The sequence below is a fragment of the Halomonas sp. FeN2 genome (assembly GCF_020595105.1).
Lineage (GTDB): Bacteria > Pseudomonadota > Gammaproteobacteria > Pseudomonadales > Halomonadaceae > Vreelandella > Vreelandella neptunia.
In genome coordinates this window covers 2,321,640-2,347,384 of the sequence record NZ_CP074200.1, presented here as the reverse complement: position 1 = coordinate 2,347,384, position 25,745 = coordinate 2,321,640, and the positions used below count along the sequence as shown (strand labels likewise).

Below are 25,745 nucleotides of genomic sequence, written 5' to 3'. Positions count from 1 at the left end.
AAAGTTCAGCGCTGAACAGATTGTTAAACAGTCGTTTTTGATAAGTAACGTTGTAAGTCGTTCGATAAAACCTGAGGAGTAAGAGATGAGTAACTACCAAGATCGCTGGCAAACCGTGAAAGTAAACGTCGAAGAGGGCATTGCCTGGGTGACGTTGAATCGCCCTGAAAAGCGCAACGCCATGAGCCCGACGCTCAACCGTGAAATGATCGATGTGCTGGAGACCATCGAGCTGGATCAAGAGGCCCACGTACTAGTGTTGACCGGCGAGGGTGAATCCTTTTCAGCCGGTATGGATCTTAAAGAGTACTTCCGCGAGATCGACGCCAGCCCCGAGATCGTTCAGGTCAAGGTGCGCCGCGACGCCTCTACCTGGCAGTGGAAGTTACTGCGTCACTACGCCAAACCCACCATTGCCATGGTTAATGGCTGGTGCTTTGGCGGCGCTTTCTCGCCGCTGGTTGCCTGCGATTTGGCGATTGCCGCCGACGAGTCGGTATTCGGTCTTTCCGAAATCAACTGGGGTATTCCCCCAGGCAACCTGGTTAGCAAAGCCATGGCCGACACCGTGGGTCACCGTGAAGCGCTCTACTACATCATGACCGGGGAAACATTTACCGGCCCCCAGGCGGCCAAAATGGGGCTGGTTAACAGAAGCGTGCCATTGACTGAATTGCGCGAAGCCACCCGCGAGCTGGCAGCAACGTTGCGCGATAAGAACCCCGTTGTGATGCGTGCTGCCAAGACGGGCTTCAAAATGTGCCGCGAACTGACCTGGGAGCAGAACGAGGAGTATCTCTACGCCAAGCTCGACCAGGCGCAGCAGCTTGATCCTGAGCAGGGGCGCGAGCAAGGGCTGAAGCAGTTCCTTGATGACAAGAGCATCAAGCCAGGGCTAGAGAGCTACCATCGATAAGTACGGGATCTGAACAACAACAATCGATAATCCTTTAAACGAGAGGTCGTCATGGATCTGAAACTGTTAATTGGTGGAGAGCAGTGTGCCGCTGAACAAAACGCGAACTTTACTCGGGCCAATCCGCTGACTGGTAACGTCGTCATCCAGGCTGCGGCGGCCTCTGCCGCCGATGCTGCTCGGGCAGCAGAAGCAGCCGCGAAAGCATTTCCTGCCTGGTCAAGAACGGGGCCCGGCGAGAAGCGCGCCAAGCTGCTAAAGGCCGCAGAGGCCATGGAGGCACGCCAAGCCGATTTTATCGAACGCATGGTGGATGAAACTGGCGCTACGCCAGGCTGGGCAGGTTTTAACGTGATGGTCGCCGCCAGCATTCTACGCGAGGCCGCGTCGCTGACCACGCAAGTGGGGGGGGAGGTCATCCCTTCTAACGTACCCGATAACTTAGCGATGGGCGTGCGCGTGCCCTGCGGCGTGGTGGTGGGCATTGCGCCCTGGAACGCACCGATTATTCTTGGCACCCGTGCCATCGCCACACCGCTGGCGTGCGGCAATACGGTGGTACTCAAGGCTTCTGAACAGTGCCCCGGAACCCACCACCTGATTGGGGAGGTGCTGATCGAGGCGGGCCTGGGCGATGGCATCGTTAACGTGGTGACCAATGCGCCCCCGCAGGCCGCCGAGGTCGTCGAGGCGCTGATCGAACATCAAGCCGTGCGCCGTATCAATTTCACCGGCTCGACCGAGGTAGGACGCATCATTGCCGAAAAGGCAGCGCGCCATCTCAAGCCGGTATTGCTGGAGCTGGGGGGCAAAGCCCCATTCGTGGTACTTGAAGATGCTGACCTTGACGCCGCCGTGGAGGCCGCTGCCTTTGGCGCCTTCTTCAATCAGGGGCAGATCTGTATGTCCACTGAGCGGCTGATTGTGGTGGATGCGGTCGCTGATGCCTTCGTCGAAAAACTGGCTCGCAAAGCACAAACGCTGCGCGCGGGCGATCCCCGGGGAGAAGGTAACGCGCTGGGTACGCTGATCAATCGCGAATCGGGCGAGAAGCTCAACACCCTGCTTGACGACGCCCAACGGCATGGCGCTCGTTTAGCCTGTGGCGGTAAGGCCGAAGGCGTCATTATGCAGCCTACCGTGGTCGATGGGGTTACCAAGGCGATGCGCCTCTATGGCGAAGAGTCGTTTGGCCCGGTGGTGGCGCTGATGCGTGTCAAGGATGAGGAGGAAGCCCTGCGTGTGGCGAACGATAGTGAATATGGCCTGTCTGCCGCCGTCTTCAGCCGCGATACCGCCCGGGCGATGCAGTTTGCCCAACGCATTGAGTCGGGTATTTGCCATATCAATGCGCCCACCGTCCACGATGAGCCGCAGATGCCCTTTGGCGGCGTTAAATCGAGCGGCTATGGACGCTTTGGCGGTAAGGCCGGGATTGAGGAGTTCACCGACCTGCGCTGGATGACTCTGCAGCTTGGCCCGCGCCATTACCCTATTTAGATTAGCCAGGAACTTATGTCTTACAAGAAAGCGAAGTAAATAAGGAGTTCATTACAATGACAATAAAACCCACACTCGCCAGCCTCGCGTTGTTAAGCGGCATACTCTTCAGCGCTAGTGGCTACGCCCAAGACACGGTGACCCTGCGCTTGCACCACTTTGCTGCCCCTGCCACGCCAGTGCAGACCGAGTATCTGGAGCCTTGGGCTAAGCGTATCGAAGAGCAGTCCGAGGGGGCTATCAAGGTAGAAATATTCCCTGCCATGCAGTTGGGTGGGTCGGCGCCCTCGCTCTATGATCAAGCCAAGGATGGGGTAGTGGATATTGCCTGGACATTGCTCAGCTATACGCCTAATCGCTTCCCGGAGTCTGAGGCCTTCGACCAACCCTTCCTGCCCACAACGGGGGAAGCCACCAGCATGGCAGCCCATGAGTTTGCGACAACGCATATGCAGGCTGCCTTTGAGGGCGTCTACCCTATCGCCGTATTTGCCCATACGCCGGGCAAAATCCATACCAGAGATACGTCTATAGAAAACGCCGACGATCTGAAAGGGCTAGCCATGCGCGCGCCCTCGAAGACGATGAATCGCTATCTGGGGCTGCTTGGCGCGCAAGCGGTGGGTATGCCGATGCCACAAATTCCAGAAGCGATTTCGCGGGGGGTGATCGACGGCCTGACGCTACCCTTTGAGAGCGCAGCGGCATTGGGCGTGCTGGATATCGCCCAGAACCACACCTTTTTCGAGGGTGAGCAAGGTTTGTATACGGCAATGATGGTACTGGGCTTAAACCAAGCTAGCTATGATGCACTCTCGCCGGAACTGAAACAGGTGATTGACGATAATGCCGGGCTTGAAGAGGCGCAGCGTATCGGTCAGGTCATGGATCAAGCGGAAGAGAAGGCGATTGAAGCCATTGAAGCGAGTGGTGAAGGTGAAATGTTCTACATCGCTCAAGACTCACTGGCACCCTGGCAGGCAGCCGCTGAGACGGCCACGGCTCAGTGGATTGACGACATGGGTAACCGAGGCTTTGATGGTCAACTGCTCTATGATGAGGCGACTCGCTTAGTAGAGAAATATACCGAGCAGACAATGTAGTCAGTCTTTGTTCTTGTCAGTAAGCCGCCTTCGTACTAGCGAAGGCGGCTTTTATTATTGGTGCATCAGGGGATGGCTAGTCGCGTGGTCATTAGGTAGTTCGACTATGGTCGTGAAGTGATATTGGAAAAGTCCAAGTTTCTGTTGCTATTTTGCTTTTCGGGACGGGTATGCAGGCTGGAACACTGATTACCTTTGATCGTGCGGGTATAAAGGCTCGCTGCGGTGCCTAAACATAGACGAATGTCGATTAGCCCTACGCCTCATAGTGGACTAATGTGGTTGCTTAAAGCGAACTAGTATTCGCTATGCGAACTTACAATAATCCAAGAAAGTCCTGGAGGCTCCTATGAAAATGTCCCTATCCCGATGCATTTTGGCAGCGGCAATTACTTGCCTGGCCGTTAGCTCTGCCCAGGCAGAGACCACCCTGCGGATGGCCCACTTTTGGCCTGGCCCTTCAGGCGTTAATGAAGATGTTTTGCAGGCATGGGCCGATACCATTGCAGAAGAATCCAATGGCGATCTAACCATTCAAATGTTTCCCGCCGGTACCCTAGCCAAACCGGACTCCATTTATGAAGCTGCTGCCAACGGTATAGCCGATATTGGTGCCACCGCCCAGGGCTATACTGCCGGTCGCTTCCCCCTCTCACAGATCGTCGAACTACCTGGGGTAGCGAGCACGGCAACGCAAGGTGCTTGCGTACTGCAAACGCTCTATGACGACGGCCATTTGGATAGCGAATACGAAGACACCCGCCCGCTGTTTATGTTTACCACGGGCCCGGGTGGCATCCACACCATCGACACCGATGTGCAAACCCCTGCCGACCTGGAAGGGTTGCGCATTCGCCGTCCCACCGCTGTAGCGGGCGAGATGCTGGAAAATATGGGCGCGATTCCTGTGGGCATGCCTGCCCCTGATATCTACACCTCCATGCAGCGTGGTGTTATTGAAGGTTTGAGCTTTCCCTGGGAAGGTCTCAAAGGCTTCCGCATCAACGAGCTAGTGAATTATCACACCGAAGTGCCCTTTTACACGCTGATCTTCGTCGCCACCATGAACCAGCGCGCCTATGACAGCCTGACGCCAGAGCAACAAGCGGTAATCGATAATAACTCAGGCATGAAGTGGGCTGAAAACGCCGGTGCGGTGTTTGATCGGCTTGATGTAGAAGGCAAACAAGAAGCTGCTGATGCAGGCCATACCATTCGCGAAATCGAAAATCCGTTAGCGCATCCTGATTGGCAAGAACCGCTCGAAACCGGTATTGAAAACTACCTAACGCAGCTGGAAGAGCGCGGTCTGGACCAGGCCAGAGATGTATATCAAGCAGCACTGGCAGCCAGTGAGTCGTGTGGTACCCAATAGGGGTAAGGTTATATGAAGTCTACTCTCTATAGGGCCAGCCACTGGCTGGCCCTCATTTGTCGCTTGGTGGCTGGCATCGCACTGATTGGGTTGCTGGCAGTAACCATTGCTGATGTAAGTACGCGTTATCTATCGCGTATAACGGAAGGTGCAATTGCACTGCGCGTTTCAGGCAGTGTAGAGCTGGTTAGCTATTTGATGCTGTTTGCGCTACTAGCGGCCATGGCGGCTAATGTGGAGAAAAGCCAAGTGGTGGTAGAGGCGTTCTCCCACGGCTTGCCGCAAGCGATAAAAAATCGCCTGCAGGGGCTCTTTTTCCTCGGCTTTATGGCGCTGGGGCTGATTCTGTTTGTGGGTTTGCTGGATTCGGCCGCAGCGGCCAGTCGGCACGGCGAAATAACCCAAGACCTGCGGCTACCCTTGGGGCCGATTTACCAGTTGGCAGCAGTGCTCAGCTTGCTACTGGGGATACGTAGCTTTATTCACGCCTTGCTCGGCGTTATTTATGCAGTGGGTGAGGAGGCAACTCATGGGGAGTGAAGCGATTGGTGCCATTGGGCTAGGGCTTTTATTGGTATTGATGATTCTGCGCGTACCGGTCGCCTTAACCATGCTCATTGTGGGGGTAGTGGGGTTTGCGCAAATCATTAGTTGGGATGCGGCTGTAGCGCAGTTAAAAACCGTACCGGTGGAAGTACTCTCTAACTACAGTTTCAGCGCCGTGCCCATGTTTATCTTGATGGGCGTGCTGGCTGCTCATTCAGGGATGGCCGGTAAGCTGTTTGATTCAACGCGTATTATTTGCGGTGGCTGGAAGGGCGGCCTGGCGATTGCAGCCGTGGGCTCTTGCGGCATCTTCTCCGCTATCTCCGGCTCTTCGTTAGCCACGGCGAGCACCATGACCCGGGTAGCGTTGCCGGAGATGGAGCGCTATGGCTATAACCGTGGTTTAGCAACTGGCGCGCTGGCTGCAGGCGGCACGCTGGGCATTATGATTCCGCCCAGTATCGCACTGCTTATCTACGCCATTCTTACCGAACAGTCCGTTGGCGATATGTTCATGGCGGGGCTGATTCCCGGTCTGCTGGGGCTGGTGATGTATTCACTGACCATTACCGTGGTGATGTACCTGCGCCCCTCCCTGGCGGTAGCGGGCGAACCCACTGCTTGGAAAGAGAAGCTGCTATCGCTGACCGGTTTAGTGCCCTTCTTTGGCGTTTTCCTGGTGATGATTTTAGGTATCTATTTTGGTGCCTTTACACCGACGGAGGGCGCTAGCGTCGGGGCGTTCGCCACGCTGCTTTATGCCCTTTCGAAAGGCATGCGCGGTGCGCAGCTATGGCATAGCGTACAAGAGACGTTGGCGCTCTCTGCGGTGGTGTTCTTTATGCTGGTGGGGGCTGAAACGCTGGGTTACTTCATCTCGGTGTCGCGCATTTCGTTCTCTATCACTGACCTGCTCTACGGCATGGATCTCACTCCTATTGTCGTGGTGCTGTGCATTCTGGCGCTCTACTTTGTGCTGGGAATGTTTATGGACTCCATCGCCATGCTGGTAATCACCGTACCGGTGGTTTATCCGATTATTCAGGCAATGGGTATCGACCCGGTATGGTTCGGTATTTTGACCGTACTGACCGTTGAGCTGGGACTGATGACCCCGCCGGTGGGGATGAACGTGTTTGTGATTAAAGCGATGGCGCCGCACGTGGGGCTGGGGGAGATATTTAAAGGGGTTACACCCTTTGTAGTGTCTGACTTGCTGCGCCTGACGCTTTTGATTCTTTTCCCGGTGCTCTCGACCTTCTTTTTACTTTAAGTAAATTGAAATAAGCGACGTACAATATCGTCATTACCGCTGTTGAGAGAGGAAGCCGCCCGGCGCAAGGCCGGGCTGAGCTGGTTTTGAGGAGAAAATAGTCGACGACAAGCGAGGGAATAAAATAACCAACGATGCGCGGTTTAGTGGATAGGATGACGCACGATGGGTTTTATTGCCCGACCATGCTCGGCATCGTCGATCGCTTGGTTGATCTGATCAAAATCGTAGAAGGTCACCAATCGATCAAAGGGGAAGCGGCCCTGTTCATACAGCCGAATCAGCGCCGGTATAAAGATATCGGGCAGCGAGTCGCCTTCCACAATGCCCCGCAGGCTACGCCCCGCTGACATCATATGGGTCAGATTCAGTTCCACCGTGGTCGTGGGGTCGGAGGCGCCAACAATCCCGCAGGTGCCGCGCGGCGCCAGTGCATCCACTGCTTTTTGAATGACGGTGGGCAGGCCCGTGGTATCGAGCGCATGATCAACGCCGATGCCGCCCGTGGCTTGGAAGATCTGCTCCATCAGGTCTTCTGCGTTGGCGGGAATGGCATGACTAGCGCCAAGCTCTTTTGCCAGTGCCAGCCGCTGTTCGTGGAGGTCGACCGCAATGATGGTGGTCGCACCGGCGACCACCCCCGCCATGATCGCGGAAAGCCCCACGGAGCCGGTGCCAAACACCAGCAGTGAATCGCCCGGTGCCACAGCAAGCGAGTTCAGCACTGCACCGGCACCGGTTTGCACACCGCAGGCCAGAGGGCCGAGCAGTTCCAGTGGCGCTGAAGTGGGCACCTTGACGATATTGCGTTCATGGCAGAGGGCGTGGCTGGCGAAAGAGGACTGGCCGAAGATATTGGCGTGAACAGGCTCGGCGTCTTTCGATAGGCCGATGGAGCCATCGGCACGGGTGCCAAAGAAATTCCGTGGGAAAAAATCATGGCAGTAGCTGGCTTGGCCACCCGAGCAACTGGGGCAATGGCCGCAGGAGTTGAAGGTCATGACCACAGGGTCACCGACTTCCACTTTGGTCACTCCGGCCCCAACCGATTCAACAATACCGGCGCCTTCATGGCCGAGTACCACGGGTTGAGGTGTAGGTAGCTGCTGGTCGCGCATGGCGATATCAGTGTGACAAATGCCGGTGGCGACCACACGCACCAGGATTTCGCCCGCACGGGGCGCTTCAAGCTGTAACGTTTCGATAGAAAATGGTGCCCGAGGCGAGCGGGCAACGGCGGCAATGATATTCATGGCAGGCTCCTGCTGGTTTCAAGAAGATTACTTGGCGATCACCACCGACTGAATCGCGGTGTATTCGTGAAGTCCTGCCTCGGCGAACTCCACCCCGATGCCGGACTGCTTATGGCCGCCGAAAGGAATGTGCGGCGCCATGGCGAAGTGCTGGTTGACCCAGGCGCTGCCTGATTCCAACCGACAGGCGATCTGTTTGCCCAGCGTGAGGTCTTGCGTCCATACCGAACCGCCCAGGCCATAAGGTGAGTTATTGGCTCGCGCTATGGCCTCATCGATATCATCAAAGCGCAGCAGTGAGCGTACCGGGCCAAAAATCTCTTCATCCACTAGCGGGTTACCTTCCTCGATATCGCGAATCAAGGTGGGTTCGACGAAGTAGCCTGGGCCGTAGGTATTGCCTCCAGCAATAACGCGGCCGTGCTGGGGGGCCTGCTCCAGTAGCTTTTGCACTGCCTCGAACTGTTGACGGTTCTGCACGGGGCCATACTGAGTCTCTGGGTCTAATCCTTCGCCTAGCTTGGCGTCGCGGGCCTGCTCGGCGAGGGCGTCGCACATGCGGTCGTAGATGCCGGACTGAATATAGAGGCGCTTAATCGACATGCACACCTGGCCGGAGTTGACGAAGGCCAGCGCGAACAGCTGCGGTGCCACGGCGTCGACGTCCACATCGTCCAGCACGATGGCGGCATCGTTGCCACCCAGCTCCAGGGTGAGGCGCTGCAAGCTATCGGCTGCAGAACGCATGACTGCCCGGCCGGTGGCCGTGGAACCCGTGAAGGACACCTTATTGATGCCGGCATGGCCGGTGAGCAAGGGGCCAACATCACCACCGTCCGGCAGTATGTTGACCACGCCTGGCGGTACCAGGTCGGCAATCATTTCCCCCAGGCGCAGGGTCGCCAGCGGTGTGGTGGGGCTTGGCTTGATAAGGCAGGTGTTGCCCGCAATCAGCGCTGGCCCCAGTTTGTAGCAGGCCATCACGAGCGGAAAATTCCAGGGCACGATAGCGGCCACAACGCCTAGGGGGCGTCGGTGGAGTTCAGCGCGCTGGCGCTCGTCGTCTTGCAGCGTGCGGGGTGAAAGATCCATTTCAGCGAAATAGCGCAAGATGGCCGGAGCCTGACTGGTTTCGACCGCGGCGCCTGCCAGAGGCTTACCCTGTTCCAGGGTTATCCACCGCTGCAGCTCCTCGGCATTTTCCTCAATGCAGTCGGCGATGGCGTGTAACGTCTGGCGGCGTTGTTCCATGGGCGCGTCCCGCCAGGCAGGCCACGCCTTTCTTGCCGCACCAATGGCACGCTCGACGTCTTCAGGCGTGGCCTGGGGGCAGTAGGTCAGGATCTCTTCATTACTGGGATTGATGACGGGCATCTGCTGAGTGCCAGAGACCAGCTCACCATTAATGAGGGCGTGAAATTTATGATTATTTTGCATGATGCTTCTCCTGTTGCGGCTACCCCATTCAATGCCGCATCGAGTGCTTGGTCTTGTGCATCCCTGCAGATTACTTGACGATTTCTGCAACGGTGGGTTGCCAAGCATAAGCACCTGGATCAAGCTAAATAATCGTGAAGTCCTATCAATAATAGAAACAACAAAATCGGAGTCACCCTGACATGAATGCCCTTACCTCAAGAGGGGCAGCATTCCCCGATAGAGCGCCGCCATTCTCGTTAAGCACTACCAGTCTGGAATCTTTCGTGCAAGCAAACGAAAGGCAACTGCTGCCCCTTGAGGTCGCACCATTAACGTCCACGTTTTTCGCCAGGCTGCGAGGGCAGGACTTGCTGCGAAGTCGACTGGTATACATCGCCAGTTCGCCGGTGCGCGTTGCTCGCACACCACGGCTAGCGGCGCAGACCGATGGCGATCATATCTTTAAGCTGGTTTGGCAATTACGCGGTGGAGCGCTGATGACACAGGGCGGCCAAACCATCCGGTTAGCCCCTGGCAAGATGACTATTTATCGGCTATCGAGCCCCTATCAGCTGCATACCCACGGGGATTATCGAGCCCTGATGCTGAAAGTCGATCTTGCCGATATGCCTGAATGGCGACGGTTGGCCGAACGTTGTGAAGGGCTTGCAATCCCTGTAGATGCCGCTGCTCATGCTGCGCTAGCCGCACTGCGCGTTCAACTGAGGTGGGGCAGTGACCCATCGATAGGCCAAGTGGAAGACGCCGCCTTGGAGCTGGTGTTCGGGTCGTTCTGGCGCTACCAAAGGGAGCAGCTTTATAACGCACCCATGCCCAGTGAACGGCTTACCAAAGCACGACGTGTGGTGCTTGAGCGCCTTGCCGATACGCTGCTGGCTCCTGAAGATCTGGCCTATGCCCTGAATATGTCGGTGCGAGGGCTTTACGATGAGTTCCGGCGTTACCGTATGACACCACCCGCAGCATTCATCCGTGAATTACGCTTGGAGCAGTGCTACTTGGCACTGTTAGACGCCACTCCTCAAAGGCGCAGCATCACTCATATCGCTCTGGAGCACGGTTTTTCTGATGGTGCGCATTTTGCCAGGGTGTTCCGCAAGCGCTATGGGATATCACCTGGCGACCTTCGGGCACGCGGAAAACAGTTGGGTTAGCGGCGGAGCAGTCAAGCAGCCTGGCGTTTATCGTGGGGCCTGCTGCCGCAAGCGAAAATCCCGCGGTGAAAGCGTGGTATTGCGCTTAAAAAAACGCGTGAAGTAAGCCGGTTCAGAGAAACCCAAGCTGTCAGAGACTTGGCCAATGGTCATATTGGTATAGGTGAGCTGGCGCTTGGCCTCCAGCAGCAAACGTTCGTGCAGCAACTGCAGGGCGCTATGTCCGGCGAGTTGGCGGCAGAGCATATTCAAGTGCGCGCTACTCACCCCAACCTGCTCGGCTAACTGTTCAATACTCGGCTGCTCGCGATAGTGCGCTTCGATCAGCGCTTGATAGTGCTCTAAATGCTGCCGTCCTTTGTCACTCTGGCGGGGGCCGTAGCGCTTTGCCGTGCTGCCGGTATAAGCACAAAGGCGCGATAGCTCTACCACCAAGGCTTGAATAAGTGCTTCGAGCAGGCTGTTCCGGCCGGGGGCCGGTTGGCGGTACTCCTGGTCGATCTGAGCGACCAGGGTGGCAATTCGCTCAGCCAGATTGGCCTGTAGCAGCGGGTAGAAGTCGGCTTTTTTTAGCGTACTGTTCTCACCCATTAACGCATGTAAGTGGTCAGCCAATGGCTTAGCCAAGGTAATGATGTGCCCCTGCACATCCGGTGAAAAGATAAAGCCGTGAATAGTCATCGCGGGCACCACGATCGCGCTGGCACTCTGAAGCTGGTGGCTCGTTCCCTCCAGCTCTAACTCAACGCTACCTTGCGCAATAAACAGAATATGCACCAGGTCGGCATGGCGATGCGGGCGTATACGCCAGTCATGTAGCTGGCTGCGCTCAGGGATGGATTCGCAGTGAAGCAAGTCTGGCGTGGGCCAATGCTGCGTCTCGCCATAGAGCTTAAATACCGGAACGGACGTTGCCGACGAGGCTGGCATCACCTACATCTCCTATACGACTAAGGTTGAGTAATAACACGCTAAATGTCCAATAATTGATCTAGATCATGCCTTATTATGCGGCGTGTTTCATTGAAAAATACAAGTCATAAGTTTTTGATAATGACAACGATGAGGCATCCCCTATGAAGACACAGGTCGCGATTATTGGCGCTGGCCCTTCTGGCCTACTGCTGGGGCAGCTACTCCATCGCCAAGGCATTGATAATGTGATTGTTGAGCGGCGTAGCGGTGAGTATGTATTGAGCCGTATCCGCGCCGGTGTGCTTGAGCAAGGTATGGTGGACTTGCTGCGCGAAGCGGGTGTTGACCAGCGGATGGATGAAGAAGGCTTACCCCATGACGGTTTTGAGCTTGTTTTCGACAACCGCCGCGTGCGAGTCGCACTGGATGAACTGACCGGCGGCAGTAAAGTCATGGTTTACGGCCAAACGGAGGTAACGCAAGATTTAATGGAGGCTCGCGCCGCCGCTGGCGCGACAACGCTCTACGAGGCGGAAAACGTTCAACCCCACGATCTGGAGAGTGACAGCCCCTATCTCACCTTTGAGCACAACGGCGAAACGATCCGGCTGGAGTGCGACTATATCGCTGGTTGTGACGGCTACCATGGCGTCTCCCGCCAGGCGATCCCTCAAGAGCGCATAAAAGAGTTCGAAAAAGTCTACCCGTTTGGCTGGCTGGGTATGCTTTCGGATACGCCGCCAGTCTCCGATGAGCTGATTTACGCACGCCATGAGCGCGGCTTCAGCCTCTGCAGCATGCGCTCCGCTACCCGCAGCCGCTACTACCTCCAGGTGCCGTTAGATGAAAAGGTAGAAAATTGGTCTGACGAGCGTTTTTGGGAAGAGCTCAAGCGCCGCCTGCCTGATGAGGTGGCCGCCAAGCTTGTCACCGGGCCTTCGATCGAGAAAAGCATCGCGCCGCTGCGCAGCTACGTGGTCGAACCCATGCAGTACGGGCGGCTGTTCCTGGTCGGTGATGCGGCGCATATTGTACCGCCCACCGGTGCCAAAGGGCTTAATCTGGCCGCCAGTGATGTGAACACGCTCTATCGGCTAATGATGAAAGTTTACCAGGAAGGCCGCACGGATTTGATCGAGCGCTATTCGCAAACCTGCCTGAAGCGCATCTGGAAGGCGGAGCGCTTCTCCTGGTGGATGACCTCCATGCTGCACAACTTCTCTGACCAAGAGGATTTTAACAGCCGCATGCAGTTAGCCGAGTTGGACTACGTGACCAGCTCTAAAGCGGGGCTGACCACCATTGCGGAAAACTATGTGGGTTTGCCCTACGAGCCTCTGGAGTAGCGCCTACCTGTTGTGCATTTATCCTCCTTGCCCAGGCTGACGCTTGGGCTTTTTATACTCAAGCGTCAGGAAGCTTAACGATATTATTGTCGTTTCTTGCTCGGTAATAAGCGCGTTTTAGGATGTAATAAAACCTTCGTATCCAAACGCTATACCATAGAGCGATAGCGAGTTTGTCTCAGTCTTAGATCATTTATTAGTCGTAAGCTATACGTCTTAATTAAGCAGTGTATGTTCTACCACTTTCGGGGGGGGGAGGATTAGAGTAATAACGAAATAATAGGTAGTATTTTTTAAGCTGCTGATTATTAATAATAAGCTAAATATTTTAGTATGCTGATTTGCTCGATGAGGTATGCAATCAACCTGATAGGTATTGGGTGGCGTACTTTTGGGCTTGGCAACGCAGCGCTGGAATTTACATCGTCGCTTCGCGCTACTGACGGTGCTCTCCGTGGGTACTAAACCGGCTCAAATTGTCTTCGGTCTGATGTTCGCTAGTTGGTTTATCACCATGTGGGTCAGCAATACCGCCACTGCAGCGATTATGGTGCCAATCGGAGGTTCAATCATTGCCTTAGTGAAGTCGCTGGGTAACGGTGATGACACGCCCAAGTTTTCTGCCGCTGTACTTCTGGGCATTGCCTATGCCATCACCGCTATTGTGATCATCTTGTTGACCGAACTAACCAGCAACACGGCGACGGCGGCTGCCTTCTTCCCGATTATGGGATCTATTGCCGTGGGGCTGGGTAGTGGGCCCTTCCTGATGACCATCGTGGTCACCTTTGCTGTGAGCTGCGCCTTTATGTTGCCCGTGGCAACACCTTCCGATGCAGTGGCTTTCGCAACAGGGGATCTTCCAATCAAAAGCATGATCCGGGCAGGTATCTGACTCAACGTCATCGGTTTGCTAGTGATTATGGTCGCGCTCTATACCATTGTACCTCTGGTATTTGATGTCGCTTTCTAAAACGTGGCTGTCAACGTCTTTGGCAGCGATTTGAATTTGACGATGGTCAAGATGTGCTCTATTTTGTTCGTAATGCAAAATAATGTTCGCAATAAGAACAAAGAGGTTTCCATGTCTCAACCCTGCATAATTTGTGTCGCCATCACCGGCAGCCTGCCACGCAAAGAGAATAATCCTGCCGTGCCGATTACGGTGGAGGAGCAGATTGAAAGCACCCAGGCGGCGTTCGAAGCGGGCGCCACCATTGCGCATTGTCACGTACGCAACGATGACCAAACGCCTTCATCCGACCCGGAGAAGTTTGGCCGCCTGATGGAAGGGCTCAAGCAGCACTGCCCCGGCATGATTATTCAGCTCTCAACCGGCGGGCGCTCCGGCGCTGGTGAGGCGCGCGGCGGCATGCTGCCGCTAAAGCCCGACATGGCAAGCCTCTCGGTGGGCTCCAATAACTTCCCCAATCGTGTTTACGAGAATCCGCCCCAGTTGGTGGAGTGGCTTGCCGATGAGATGCTCAAGTACGACGTAAAGCCTGAAATCGAAGCGTTTGATCTGTCGCATATCCATCAGGCGGTTGCACTCTCCAAGCAGGGAAAGCTGAAAGCACCGCTTTATGTGCAGTTTGTCATGGGCGTTAAGAATTCGATGCCAGCGGACAAGCCAACGTTTGATTTCTATATCGAGACTCTCAAGCGGCTGGCGCCGGATGCACAGTGGTGCGGCGCAGGTATTGGCGCCAGCCAATACCTTCTTAATGAGTGGTCTATCGCCGCTGGTGGCCACACCCGTACCGGGCTTGAAGATAACGTGCGCCTGGATAGCGAAACGCTGGCGCCTTCCAACGCGGCGTTGGTCGAGCGCACCGTCGCCCTATGCGAAAAGTACCAGCGACCAGTGGCTACCTGGCAACAGGCGCGTGAGATGCTTGGGTTATAAACACGACAAAACCGGCAATAAAACCGCAGGAGTAGAGAGATGACCAATGTTACTGTCGTAGGTGATGCACCTGAGATCGACGAGATCAAACGCGTTGTGCAGCTATATGTCGATGGCTTTCAAGGCGGTCGAGAAAAGCTGGAGGAGGCGTTTCATAAGGACGCGTGGATTTTTGCTGTGGCTGCTGATGGTAAGTTGGCAACCGACCTAATCAGCGACCGTTTCGAGCGCTGGGCGGCTAGCCACCGTAAAGTGACGAGCCGCTTTATTGCTGTCACCCAGGCGGGAGAGGTCGCCAGCGTATTGCTAGGCTTTGATAATAGCGACAACCTGGCGGATTCCTGGGTCGATGTGATTGCCTTGGTAAAGGTTGACGGCATCTGGAAAATTACCAATAAAACGGCAGCCCATAGCACCCGCGCCGCTTGGGCGAAGCCGAGCTCCTAGGCGTTAATGACCCCTATTCAGAGAACAGAGAAAACATCAGCCCACGCAGCCAGCGGTTGCCTGGGTCTTGATGAAAGCGACGGTGCCAGAAAAGATTAATCGGGATTTCTGGGAACGTTAGGGGGTGCTCACGAATGGCTAACCCGAAACGTGTTCGCGTTGCCTCGGCTAATTTATCGGTGACCGTCACCACTAGATCGCTGCTGCTGACGATATAGGGAACAGCTGCGAAATGCGGCAGTGTTAACCGAACTGGGCGCGCAACCCCAGCGTGCGCAAGCTGCTCTTCGATAATGCCATGCCCCGTGCCCCGAGCAACCACCACAGCGTGATGCGCTGCGCGAAACGCCTCAAGGCTAAACTCCTCCGCAGCGAGGGGGTGATGCTCGCGCATTAAGCAAACGTAGCGTTGTACAAACAGTCGCTGCTGGTAGAAGCCTGCCCCTAGTTGCGGGATCAGACCAACTGCCAAATCTATCTCTCCCTCCTCCATCTCGTTTTTCAGGTCATTATGGTGGCTGCGCACGGTATTGAGTGAAACCCCCGGCGCATGGCGTGAAAGATGTTGCAGCAAGCGTGGAAGAAATACTATTTCACCGATATCGGTCATGTTGATATGGAAAGTGCGCTCACTCTTCGCGGGGTTGAAATCGTCGCATAGGCTCAGCGTGTCGTTCATGCGTGCCAACGCATCCGCAATACCGGGGTGAAGTCGACTGGCACGGGGCGTAGGTTGCAGGCCTTGCGATGTGCGCTCGAAAAGTTCGTCTTCCAGCAAGTGACGTAGACGCTTCAGTGCATGACTCACCGCCGGCTGGGTGATACCCAAGCGCAGCGCCACCCGTTGTGTATTTTGCTCTTGGTACAACAAGTCAAAAACAACCAGCAGATTCAGGTCAATGTTGGCAAGTTTCTCCATCACCTTACGCCTCGCAATGTATTCCACAATAGTCGAATGTAGCCGTCAGAGAGGTTTTTAACTGGTTGATTCATCTTGTTATTAGCGCCGTTTATAGTCTGAATGAAAGAAGCTGTGTGGTGGCAGTTGAGGCTTCCGAATAGCGTTAGGGGGAGAGCATAGCGCTCAACATATAACGATAAGCCCCTGAGCAGAGTTAAATCATGGTAGCTAACAGCACAGTAGCAAATACACAGCCAAAACGTCTTTCGATTGGCATCGTCGGTGGTGGTATTGGGGGCGTGGCCTTCGCCGTCGCGCTATCTCGAGATAGCCACCTTGATGTACAGCTTTTCGAAGCTGCTCCCCAGTTCTCCGAGATTGGTGCGGGTGTCTCCTTTGGCCCCAATGCGGTAAAAGCCATTCAGCTATTGGGGTTGGAAAACGCTTATCAGCGTATTGCCGATTCCTCACCAGCGCCCTTTGAGGATGTTTGGTTTGAATGGCGGCGTGGTAGCGATGACACTTACTTAACCGCCAGCTTAGCGCCAGGTGTTGGCCAATCCTCGGTGCATCGTGCCGATTTTCTGGATGCCATTGTCGCCAATCTGCCTGAGGGCATCGCCCACTTTGGCAAACGCTGTATAGGCGTTAAGCAAGAAGCCGACAGCGCCACCGCCAGCTTCGACGATGGCACTCACTTTACTGGCGATGTGATCATCGGCTTTGACGGTATTAAGTCTGCGGTGCGCTCTCATGTGCTGCCCCCGGAGCAGTATGGTGAAATTACCCCGTTTTGGAGTGGAACCTACGCTTATCGCGGCATGATCCCCACTGGCCAGCTTGAGGCTGCATTAGAGGCTAAAGGCAGCGAGAAACGGTTAGCGCTAGTCCCCCAGATGTATCTTGGCAAAGATCGCCATATTTTGACCTTCCCGGTTAAGCAGTCCCAACTCGTTAACGTCGTGGCCTTCATTACGGATCGTTCGATACCGAACCCTAAACTGCCCGAAGGCGAAGAGTGGGTTCAAGCCGTCAGCCAGGAGGAAATGCTAGAAGTATTTGAAGGTTGGAGTCCGGCTTGCCAAGCCATTCTTGAATGCATTCCTGAGCCAACGCGCTGGGCGCTGCATGAGTTACCTGAGCTTGCCCGCTACCAGCGCGACCGCGTACTGATCGTTGGCGACGCCGCCCATGCGTTAGTGCCTCACCAGGGGGCGGGGGCCGGTCAGGCGCTGGAGGACGCCTATGTGCTGGCGACTCTGCTGGCGGATGCCAGTTGCCGTAGCCACAACGTGAGAACTGTGTTGTCTGCCTTTGAACAAGTACGCCATAGCCGTACCTGCAAAGTGCAGCGTACCTCCCATGAGGCGGGCGATGTCTACGAATATGCAGGAGAGGGCATCGGCGACGACGAAGCCGAGCTAATTAACAATCTTGAGAGTCGCTTCGAGTGGCTGTGGAATCATGACCCACACGACGATGTGATTGCCGCTAAAAATAGCTTGCAGTTTGAAACAAGCGAGAACTGGGGGTGAACCAAAAACTACCCATTTAAAGCAATAACTTCTTTTATAAAGACGAACTACAACAAAGAGTGCAACGATGAAAACAAATAATACAACACTGACGTCGTTACTTGGGGCAGGCTTTTTGCTGGCAGGGCAACTTGCGATGGCTGAAGATGGCGAGCCTGTAAAGCTAGGTTTAATGTTGCCCTATACGGGTACCTACACGGCACTGGGCGAGGCTATTACCAATGGTTTGAAACTCGCTATTGAGCAGAATAGTGGACAGCTTGGAGGACGTGAAGTCGAGTATGTCCAGCTTGATTCCGAGGCCAATCCCTCCAAGGCCCCCCAGAATATGAGCCGATTAGTGAACAGTGACGAGGTCGACGTTGTTATTGGCCCTGTCCACTCAGGTGTGGCCATGGGGATGCTCCGCGTGGCCAAGCAAACCGGCGCTATTACCATTATTCCCAATGCTGGTTTGGGGGCAGCAACGAACGAACTTTGCATGCCCAATGTATTTCGTACTTCACATAACATGTGGCAGGACAGTTACCCCATGGGGAAAGTAGCCTATGATCGCGGCCACCGTGAGATGGTAACGATTACCTGGGATTATGCCGGTGGTAAAGAGGATATTGCTGCTTTTGAGGAGGCGTTTACGGAAGCCGGTGGTGAGATTATTGAGCAAATTCTGGTTCCTTTTCCCAGTACTGAGTTTCAAAGTTATTTGACGCAAATAGCCAGCCTCAATCCCGACGCGGTTTATACGTTCTTCGCGGGTGGAGGGGGTGTCAGCTTTGTGCGTGACTACGCTGCAGCCGGACTTAAGGAAAATATTCCCCTGTTGGGCTCTGGCTTTATGACCGAAGGTAATTTGGCAGCATTAGGGGGCGCGGGCGAGGGGGTGTTAACGACGCTACACTACGCTGAAACGCTGGAGAGTGAAGAAAATCAGAGCTTCGTAGCTGCTTATCAAGAGGCTTACGGTGAGATGCCTGATGCTTATGCCGTGCATGGTTATGACACTGGTGCCATGCTCATACAAGCGCTTGATGCAGTAGAAGGTGATTCCACTGACCGCGATGCACTCATTGACGCACTCGCTGCCGTTGAGCTGCAGAGCCCACGTGGATCATTGCGCTTCTCCAAGTCCCACCACCCGATACAAAATATCTACCTGCGTGAGATCCGCGATGGTCGGCACGAAGTATTATCGGTAGCGCATGAGCTACTCGAGTCACCCGATGCTGATTGCCAGATGTAAGTGAGTTTTTAGAGAGTTAGCGCTTATTATTGTTGGCAGTACGACTAAATCGTGTGATTAGCGTCGTGCTGCCTTCCTGTCCTTTACACCTCATGTCTCAATGATGTGTCTTATTCTTTTGTCGTAAAAGAAACACCACTCAGCTGGCTTCGGCGTATGGAAAGTGTGCCATCACGTTAATAGTTAGTCGCAGATATTATCTACTCACCGTGTCGCTATGCCTTGCCCATCATTACGTCGCTCATTTATGTGTAAACCGCCTTTAAAATGCCACCGTGTTTATCAATCTATTGATTAGTAAAGGAAATTAAAGAAGGTGAATAGGGCTGAAGAAGCTGAGCAAAGGTAGAGGTGGTTTAATAAAAATAGTTGCCCGTTAAAAAAACAGGCAGTCATCTCCCTTTGTTGATACCTCCTCGGTATGGCTAAGCACCTAAACAATATTGGTTCCCTCTTCCTCACGCAATCAAACTGACATCAAGTCAACGATTGCCAGACGCTGGAGCCTGCATGTCAACCGTCATCCAACATATTGAGACGTTGCTGGTCGACCTACCGACCATCCGTCCTCACAAACTCTCCATGACCACCATGGCCTGCCAAACCATGGTCATTGTGCGCATGCGCCACTCCGACGGCATCGAAGGGCTTGGCGAAGGCACTACCATTGGCGGCCTGGCCTACGGCCCAGAAAGCCCAGAGAGCATTAAGCGCAATATTGATACTTATCTAGCTCCACTGCTGGTCGGCCAGCCCTCCAACAATGTCCACCAGTTGCGTGCTCGGCTTAACCGCCATGCTCGCGGCAATATGATTGCCAAATCTGCATTAGAAACAGCTCTGTTGGATGCTCAGGGCAAACGCTTGGGATTGAGCGTCGCCGAGCTGCTGGGCGGCGTACGTCAGGATCACTTGCCCGTGCTGTGGACGCTAGCCAGCGGTGATACCGCCAAAGATATTGATGAGGCCATGCTGCGTTTAGAACAGCGTCGCCACTGCGACTTCAAGTTAAAAATTGGTGCTAACCCGGTGGATCAGGACGTGCGCCATGTGGCGGCGATCAAGGAAGCGCTGGGTGATCGAGCCAGTGTGCGAGTTGATGTTAATCAGGCGTGGGATGAATCCACCGCCGTTCGCGGTATTCAGGTGCTACAGGATGCTGGCATCGAGTTAATTGAGCAGCCCATTAGCGCTCGTGAACATGCCGGCCTAGTTCGCTTGGCTAACCGCTTCAATGTGCCGATGCTCGCCGATGAGGCGGTGCAAGATGCCCGCGACGGGCTTGATCTAGTGTGCGGCGGCTTCAGTGGTGCCTTTGCGCTAAAGATCGCCAAATCCGGCGGTATTTACGGGGTACTTGAGCTGGCTCACGTCGCCCAAGCGGCTGGCATTGGCTTATATGGCGGCACCCTGCTGGAAGGCACTATCGGTACGGCTGCCTCTCTACACGCCTGGGCAACGCTGCCAGCAATGGCTTGGGGCACGGAAATGTTCGGCCCGCTGCTGTTGCAAGACGACATCGTCGTTACCCCTCTCAACTACACCGAGTTTGGAGTGGAGTTACCGCAAGGGGCTGGCCTCGGCATCACCCTGGATGAAGATAAGTTGGCGCACTACTCACGTAAGTAACAGTCACGCACGTAAACGTCACGAAAGTAACGCCACGGCAAATAAAGTCATTGTTTAGATCGCCCGCAATGAAAAGAGGAGAGCCATATGCTGTTTCAAGTTGAGATGACCGTTAAGTTGCCGCCCGACATGCCAGCCGAGCAGGCTGCCAAGATCAAGGCAACGGAAAAGGCGTATTCCCAAGACCTACAGCGTCAGGGTAAATGGCGTCATTTGTGGCGGGTAGCGGGTAGCTACTCAAACATCAGTATTTTTGACGTGGAAGACAACGCTGAGCTGCAGGAACTCGTCAGTAACCTGCCGCTATTCCCCTATATGGAGATCAGTGTCAAACCGCTGTGCCGTCACCCCTCTTCAGTGCGCGACGACGACAGTTAATTATCGATAGAACGCGCCAGTTCTTTTTATAAAACAAAAGCCTATAAAAATAGAGGTTTTCATCATGACCGTGAAGATATTCGACACGCCCGAAGTGCAAGATTTCCTAAATGCCGTTGCTGGCTTTGATCAGTCAGGCGGCAATGATCGCGCCAAGCAAATCGTTCATCGCCTGGTTGGTGATCTGTTCAAGCTGATCGATGACTTCGATGTCACCGAGGAAGAGTACTGGGCGGCGGTTAACCTGCTCAATGCCCTGGGTAGCCAGACCCAATTCGGCCTGTTGTCCCCAGGGCTGGGCTTTGACCACTTCCTCGATATGCGTCAGGACGCTATCGATGCCGAAGCCAAGCGCACCGGCGGCACCCCACGCACCATCGAAGGCCCCCTATACGTGGCCGGTGCCCCCGAGGCGGAAGGCTTCGCGCGCATGGACGATGACACGACCGAGGGCGAGACCATGTGGCTGACCGGCCAGGTGCGCGATGTGAATGGCACCCCGATTGCCGGTGCGAAGGTCGAGATCTGGCACGCCAACTCCCAGGGCGGCTACTCGTTCTTTGACCCCTCACAATCTGAGTACAACCTGCGCCGCACGATCTACGCGGACAGCGACGGCCGCTACACCGCGCGCAGCATTATCCCCTCCGGCTACGGCGTACCCGAAGGCGCCCCCACCGATGTGGTGCTCAAGTCCCTGGGTCGTCACGGCGAGCGCCCGGCGCATATCCACTACTTCGTCTCCGCACCGGGCCATCAGCACCTGACCACACAGATCAACCTGGCGGGCGACCCCTACACCTATGACGACTTCGCCTTTGCTACACGGGAAGAGCTGGTGGTTCCCGCCGAGCGTATTGACGACCCGGCCGAGATCGCCAAGCGCGACCTGGACGGCCCCTTCTCCCACGTGGTGTTCGATGTGGAGCTGGCCCAAACCGACGCCGCCGAACTGCAGGTACGTCACGCCCGCCCGCGGGCTAAAGAAGACGATCAGGATCTGGCCAGCCAGCTCGCCGGTACCGCCAAGGTATAACCCTCATGCCTTGAGCAATGCGGGCCTTCCCCTTGGCCCGCCTTCGCAAGACATAACAGCGCGACATCATCAATACGAGGAGAGAGATCATGACGACGCAGCTTGATCAGCTCGAAGCCCGCGTGCGCGGCGCTGTCCAAGATGAGCCCGATAACGGCATCTTCCGCTGCCACCGCAGCATGTTCACCGATCCTGACTTCTTTGAACTTGAGCTAAAGCACATCTTCGAAGGCAACTGGCTGTTCCTGGCCCACGAGAGCCAGGTCGCGGAACCCGGTGACTACATGACCGTCACCATGGGCCGCCAGCCAGTGATTATCACCCGCGACAAGCAGGGCGAACTGCACGGCCTGATTAACGCCTGCGCCCACCGTGGTGCCACCCTATGCCGCCGCAAGCGCGGCAACAAAGGCACCTTCACCTGCCCGTTCCACGGCTGGACGTTCAAAAACGACGGCCAACTGCTCAAAGCCAAGAACGAGAAGAACGGCGCCTACCCTGAGCAATTCAAACAGGATGGTTCCCACAACCTCAAGCGCCTACCGCGCTTTGAAAACTACAAAGGCTTCCTGTTTGGCAGCCTGAGCGATGATGTTCAACCGCTCGAACAACACCTGGGCGAAACCACCAAGATCATCGACAACATCGTCGACCAAGCCCCGGAAGGTCTGGAGATCCTGCGTGGCACCTCCTCCTACACCTACACCGGCAACTGGAAGCTGCAGGCCGAAAATGGCGCCGATGGCTACCACGTCAGCTCCGTACACTGGAACTACGCCTCCACCATGGAGCGCCGCAACTACGACGCGGGCGGCACCAAGGCAGTGGACGCCGACGGCTGGTCGAAGAGCAAAGGCGGCTTCTACTCCTACGAAAACGGCCACATGATGCTGTGGACCCGGCTGCTTAACCCGGAAGTGCGCCCGGTCTATCAGCACAAAGAGCGGATCCAGGAGCAGCTAGGCGAAGCCCGCGCTGACTCCATCGTCAACCAGACGCGCAACCTCTGCCTCTACCCCAACGTCTACCTGATGGATCAGTTCTCCACGCAAATCCGCGTGATCCGTCCCATCGCCGTGGACAAAACCGAAGTCACCATCTACTGCTTCGCGCCCAAAGGTGAAGCCGCCGAAGACCGGCGTGTGCGTATCCGTCAATACGAAGACTTCTTCAACGTCTCCGGCATGGGCACCCCCGACGACCTCGAAGAGTTCCGCGCCTGCCAAGAAGGCTACAACGGCGCGCTGGCCGAATGGAACGACCTCTCCCGCGGGGCCCAACAGTGGATCGAAGGCGCCGATGAAACGGCCCAAGCGATCGGCATGAAGCCCCTGCTCAGCGGCGCCTCCCCGGAAGACGAAGGGCTCTACGTGCTGCACCACCAGCACTGGGTCAGCGAAATGCTGCGCGCCATCGACAAAGAGCGCAGCCAATTTATCGCCACCGCGACCGCCTAAGCGCCCAGCGCCAGAAGAGAGGAGAGAAGTGCCATGAGCATTAGCTATCACGACATCCAAGCTTTTTTGTACCGCGAAGCACGGCTACTCGATGACCGGGAGTGGGACGAGTGGCTCACGCTGTACCGCAAAGACGCCGAGTTCTGGATGCCCGCCTGGGACGACGACGACCAGCTCACCCGCGATCCGCACAGCGAGATATCGCTGATCTACTACCCCAACCGTGAAGGGTTAGAGGATCGGGTCTACCGGATCAAAACCGAGCGCAGCGGGGCGAGTACACCGGAGCCGCGCACCACCCACCAGGTGACTAACCTGGAGATCCTGTCGCAAGAGGGCGACACGGTAGAGCTGCGGTTCAACTGGCACACGCTCAACCACCGCTACAAGAAGACCGACAGCTTCTTCGGCACGTCGTTTTATACCCTGGACGTGTCGGGTGAGAGCCCGCTGATCACAAGAAAAGTCGTGCAGCTGAATAACGACTATATCCATCAGGTTATCGACGTGTATCACGTGTGACCTGAGGAGAGAGGAGAGTTAACCATGAGTTATACCATTGCCCTTAACTTTGAGGACGGCGTGACCCGCTTTATTGGCTGTAAAGAGGGGGAGACTGTTCTCGACGCTGCTTACCGGCAGAAAGTAAACCTACCGATGGACTGCTCTGACGGCGTATGTGGCACCTGCAAAGGTCACTGCGAACAGGGCGAATTCGATATGGGTGACGAGTACCTGGAAGATGCGCTTTCCGATGAGGAAGCCGCGGAAGGCCAGGTGCTCACGTGTCAGATGGTGCCTTCTTCGGATTGTGTTATTCAAGTGCCAGTGGCATCCACGCTGTGTAAAACACAGGTGGGCAAGGTTGAGAGCACGGTAGCAGCAGTTGAGCAACTTTCCGAAGATAGTATTGAGCTCGTCGTTGATTTGGATGATGCCGAAGGCCTCGCCTTTTTGCCAGGGCAGTACATTCATATTGATGTGCCAGGTACTGAGGTGCACCGCTCCTACTCTTTCAGCTCATTGCCGGGGGATAAGCGCGCCACCTTCTTAATTCGCAACATCCCCAACGGGGTAATGAGCGGCTATTTAACCGAGCGCGCTGCTGTGGGCGAAAAGCTTACGCTGACCGGCCCGCTGGGCAGCTTCTACCTGCGAGAAGTGAAGCGCCCGGTGCTTATGCTTGCTGGCGGCACGGGTCTGGCTCCGTTTCTCTCCATGTTAGCGCAATTGGTCGAAAAGGGCTGTGATGCACCGATTCATATGATTTACGGCGTCAATAAAGATGACCACCTAGTCAAAACCGATGCGTTAGATGCCTTCGTAGAAAAAATTCCCAGCTTCACCTACGCCACCGTGGTGGTCGACGAGGCTAGCGAGCATTCGCGTAAAGGTTACGTGACGCACCACATGGACGCCGAGGTAATGCATGACGGCGATGTGGACGTTTACCTGTGTGGTCCGCCCCCGATGGTAGACGCTGTGCTGAAGTACTTCGACGCTGAAGGAATCGAGCCCCAGAGCTTCCACTATGAGAAATTCACACCTAATCAAGTGGGGGAGAGCGCATGAGCAATCAACGTTTTGACGGCCCACGTTTTCAAGATCGAGTAATGGTGGTCACGGGTGCTGCTCAAGGAATTGGGCAGCGGGTTGCTGAGCGCGCCGCCGTTGAAGGTGCGCGCTTGGTATTGGTAGATCGCGCTGATGATATCCACGAGATCGTTGCTGAGCTAAGCAAGCAGGGCTGCGAAGTGATTGCGGTACAAGCCGACCTAGAAAAATGGGAAGGCGCCGAGCAAGTCATGGAGGCGACGCTCTCTCACTTTGGTCGCATCGATATTCTGGTTAATAACGTTGGCGGCGCAATTAACTTCAAGCCTTTTACCGAGTTTAGCGAGGCGCAGATCGCCGCAGAGATCAATCGTTCTCTAATGCCTACACTTTGGTGCTGTCGTGCGGCGCTGCCAACCATGGTTGAGCAGGGCAGCGGTGTCATCGTCAATGTCTCTTCAGCGGCAACGCGGGGTATTCACCGTATCCCCTACTCGGCAGCAAAGGGCGGTATCAATGCGATGACTGCGTCGCTGGCGTTTGAGTATGCCGAGCACGGTATTCGTGTCGTAGCCACGGCACCCGGTGGCACCGAAGCCCCGCCACGGCGTATTTCGCGTGGAACGCCAACGCCCAGTAACGAGACTGAGAAGGCGTGGTTTCAAGCACATATCGATCAGACTAAGCAGAGCTGCTTGATGAGCCGCTATGGAACATTGGATGAAATGGTTGCGCCAATTCTATTCCTTGCTTCCGACGAGGCCAGTTATATCACCGGTAGTGTATTGCCCGTAGCGGGCGGTGACCTTGGTTAGCAATAGTGGAAAAGGCAATTCTAGAT

The 25,745-nt window shown here is 55.4% G+C and carries 24 protein-coding genes; 20 read left to right on the top strand and 4 right to left on the bottom strand.

All coding sequences use genetic code 11. The features are described 5' to 3' along the window. Positions 1-85 precede the first annotated feature (85 nt). The 6 genes from KF947_RS10730 to KF947_RS10705 all read left to right on the top strand — a co-directional run bounded on the left by KF947_RS10730 (position 86) and on the right by KF947_RS10705 (position 6,713). Positions 86-916, top strand: coding sequence for a p-hydroxycinnamoyl CoA hydratase/lyase (locus tag KF947_RS10730; protein ID WP_133732200.1), 831 nt, complete (start codon positions 86-88; stop codon positions 914-916). A gap of 51 nt (positions 917-967) precedes the next feature. Then, on the top strand, positions 968-2,416 hold the full coding sequence (locus tag KF947_RS10725) for an aldehyde dehydrogenase (RefSeq protein WP_227406222.1): 1,449 nt from the start codon (positions 968-970) through the stop codon (positions 2,414-2,416). A gap of 56 nt (positions 2,417-2,472) precedes the next feature. Continuing rightward, positions 2,473-3,519 carry a TRAP transporter substrate-binding protein gene (locus KF947_RS10720; RefSeq protein ID WP_223288349.1) on the top strand — a complete coding sequence of 349 codons (1,047 nt, stop codon included), beginning with the start codon at positions 2,473-2,475 and terminating at the stop codon, positions 3,517-3,519. A gap of 349 nt (positions 3,520-3,868) precedes the next feature. Further along, positions 3,869-4,894 (top strand): TRAP transporter substrate-binding protein, encoded by a 1,026-nt coding sequence (locus KF947_RS10715; RefSeq protein WP_227406221.1) that lies wholly within the window; start codon positions 3,869-3,871, stop codon positions 4,892-4,894. A gap of 12 nt (positions 4,895-4,906) precedes the next feature. Then, positions 4,907-5,434: a TRAP transporter small permease gene (locus tag KF947_RS10710; RefSeq protein ID WP_138799563.1), complete on the top strand. Its 528-nt coding sequence runs from the start codon at positions 4,907-4,909 to the stop codon at positions 5,432-5,434. Next, positions 5,424-6,713 carry a TRAP transporter large permease gene (locus KF947_RS10705; RefSeq protein WP_223288351.1) on the top strand — a complete coding sequence of 430 codons (1,290 nt, stop codon included), beginning with the start codon at positions 5,424-5,426 and terminating at the stop codon, positions 6,711-6,713. Before KF947_RS10710 ends, KF947_RS10705 begins: the two co-directional genes overlap by 11 nt. Positions 6,714-6,856: 143 nt before the next feature. Here the strand turns inward: KF947_RS10705 and KF947_RS10700 are convergent, their stop codons facing one another. Then, on the bottom strand, positions 6,857-7,966 hold the full coding sequence (locus tag KF947_RS10700) for an NAD(P)-dependent alcohol dehydrogenase (RefSeq protein WP_133732195.1): 1,110 nt from the start codon (positions 7,964-7,966) through the stop codon (positions 6,857-6,859). Between the two features lie 27 nt (positions 7,967-7,993). Beyond that, complete coding sequence (locus KF947_RS10695; RefSeq protein WP_227406220.1) at positions 7,994-9,403, bottom strand: aldehyde dehydrogenase family protein; 1,410 nt, start codon at positions 9,401-9,403, stop codon at positions 7,994-7,996. A gap of 266 nt (positions 9,404-9,669) precedes the next feature. On the opposite strand from KF947_RS10695, the gene KF947_RS10690 reads away from it, so the two are divergent. After that, the gene (locus KF947_RS10690) at positions 9,670-10,560 is read left to right on the top strand and encodes a helix-turn-helix domain-containing protein (protein ID WP_227406219.1); all 891 of its coding nucleotides are present in this window, start codon (positions 9,670-9,672) and stop codon (positions 10,558-10,560) included. Positions 10,561-10,587: 27 nt separating this feature from the next. Here the strand turns inward: KF947_RS10690 and KF947_RS10685 are convergent, their stop codons facing one another. Then, positions 10,588-11,490, bottom strand: coding sequence for a helix-turn-helix domain-containing protein (locus KF947_RS10685; protein WP_227406218.1), 903 nt, complete (start codon positions 11,488-11,490; stop codon positions 10,588-10,590). Between the two features lie 146 nt (positions 11,491-11,636). On the opposite strand from KF947_RS10685, the gene pobA reads away from it, so the two are divergent. The 4 genes from pobA to KF947_RS10665 all read left to right on the top strand — a co-directional run bounded on the left by pobA (position 11,637) and on the right by KF947_RS10665 (position 15,174). Next, entirely contained in the window at positions 11,637-12,821 is a 1,185-nt protein-coding gene (gene pobA / locus KF947_RS10680; RefSeq protein ID WP_227406217.1) for a 4-hydroxybenzoate 3-monooxygenase, read from the top strand. 376 nt (positions 12,822-13,197) lie between these two features. Further along, positions 13,198-13,716: an SLC13 family permease gene (locus KF947_RS10675; protein ID WP_227406216.1), complete on the top strand. Its 519-nt coding sequence runs from the start codon at positions 13,198-13,200 to the stop codon at positions 13,714-13,716. Between the two features lie 189 nt (positions 13,717-13,905). Beyond that, complete coding sequence (locus tag KF947_RS10670; RefSeq protein WP_227406215.1) at positions 13,906-14,727, top strand: 3-keto-5-aminohexanoate cleavage protein; 822 nt, start codon at positions 13,906-13,908, stop codon at positions 14,725-14,727. A gap of 39 nt (positions 14,728-14,766) precedes the next feature. Continuing rightward, positions 14,767-15,174, top strand: a complete 408-nt coding sequence (locus KF947_RS10665; protein ID WP_227406214.1) for a nuclear transport factor 2 family protein — start codon at positions 14,767-14,769, stop codon at positions 15,172-15,174. A 13-nt stretch (positions 15,175-15,187) separates the two neighbouring features. Here KF947_RS10665 and KF947_RS10660 read toward each other — a convergent pair whose 3' ends face one another. After that, a complete protein-coding gene (locus KF947_RS10660) occupies positions 15,188-16,093 on the bottom strand; it encodes a LysR family transcriptional regulator (RefSeq protein WP_223288372.1) in 906 nt (301 codons plus the stop codon). A 203-nt stretch (positions 16,094-16,296) separates the two neighbouring features. Between KF947_RS10660 and salA the strand changes: the two genes are divergently transcribed. The 9 genes from salA to benD all read left to right on the top strand — a co-directional run bounded on the left by salA (position 16,297) and on the right by benD (position 25,719). After that, positions 16,297-17,610, top strand: coding sequence for a salicylate 1-monooxygenase (gene salA, locus KF947_RS10655; protein ID WP_227406213.1), 1,314 nt, complete (start codon positions 16,297-16,299; stop codon positions 17,608-17,610). 67 nt (positions 17,611-17,677) lie between these two features. Continuing rightward, positions 17,678-18,850 (top strand): ABC transporter substrate-binding protein, encoded by a 1,173-nt coding sequence (locus KF947_RS10650; RefSeq protein WP_138799551.1) that lies wholly within the window; start codon positions 17,678-17,680, stop codon positions 18,848-18,850. A gap of 510 nt (positions 18,851-19,360) precedes the next feature. Beyond that, positions 19,361-20,479, top strand: a complete 1,119-nt coding sequence (locus tag KF947_RS10645) for a muconate/chloromuconate family cycloisomerase (RefSeq protein ID WP_227406212.1) — start codon at positions 19,361-19,363, stop codon at positions 20,477-20,479. A gap of 87 nt (positions 20,480-20,566) precedes the next feature. Then, a complete protein-coding gene (gene catC, locus KF947_RS10640; RefSeq protein ID WP_138799549.1) occupies positions 20,567-20,857 on the top strand; it encodes a muconolactone Delta-isomerase in 291 nt (96 codons plus the stop codon). 64 nt (positions 20,858-20,921) lie between these two features. Beyond that, positions 20,922-21,893 (top strand): catechol 1,2-dioxygenase, encoded by a 972-nt coding sequence (catA, locus tag KF947_RS10635; protein WP_227406210.1) that lies wholly within the window; start codon positions 20,922-20,924, stop codon positions 21,891-21,893. An 89-nt stretch (positions 21,894-21,982) separates the two neighbouring features. After that, positions 21,983-23,350, top strand: a complete 1,368-nt coding sequence (locus KF947_RS10630) for a Rieske 2Fe-2S domain-containing protein (protein ID WP_227406211.1) — start codon at positions 21,983-21,985, stop codon at positions 23,348-23,350. 33 nt (positions 23,351-23,383) lie between these two features. Continuing rightward, entirely contained in the window at positions 23,384-23,872 is a 489-nt protein-coding gene (gene benB / locus KF947_RS10625) for a benzoate 1,2-dioxygenase small subunit (protein WP_138799547.1), read from the top strand. A 24-nt stretch (positions 23,873-23,896) separates the two neighbouring features. Continuing rightward, positions 23,897-24,922, top strand: a complete 1,026-nt coding sequence (gene benC / locus KF947_RS10620) for a benzoate 1,2-dioxygenase electron transfer component BenC (protein ID WP_138799546.1) — start codon at positions 23,897-23,899, stop codon at positions 24,920-24,922. Beyond that, positions 24,919-25,719, top strand: coding sequence for a benzoate diol dehydrogenase BenD (gene benD / locus KF947_RS10615; RefSeq protein ID WP_223288378.1), 801 nt, complete (start codon positions 24,919-24,921; stop codon positions 25,717-25,719). Before benC ends, benD begins: the two co-directional genes overlap by 4 nt. Positions 25,720-25,745 lie beyond the last annotated feature (26 nt).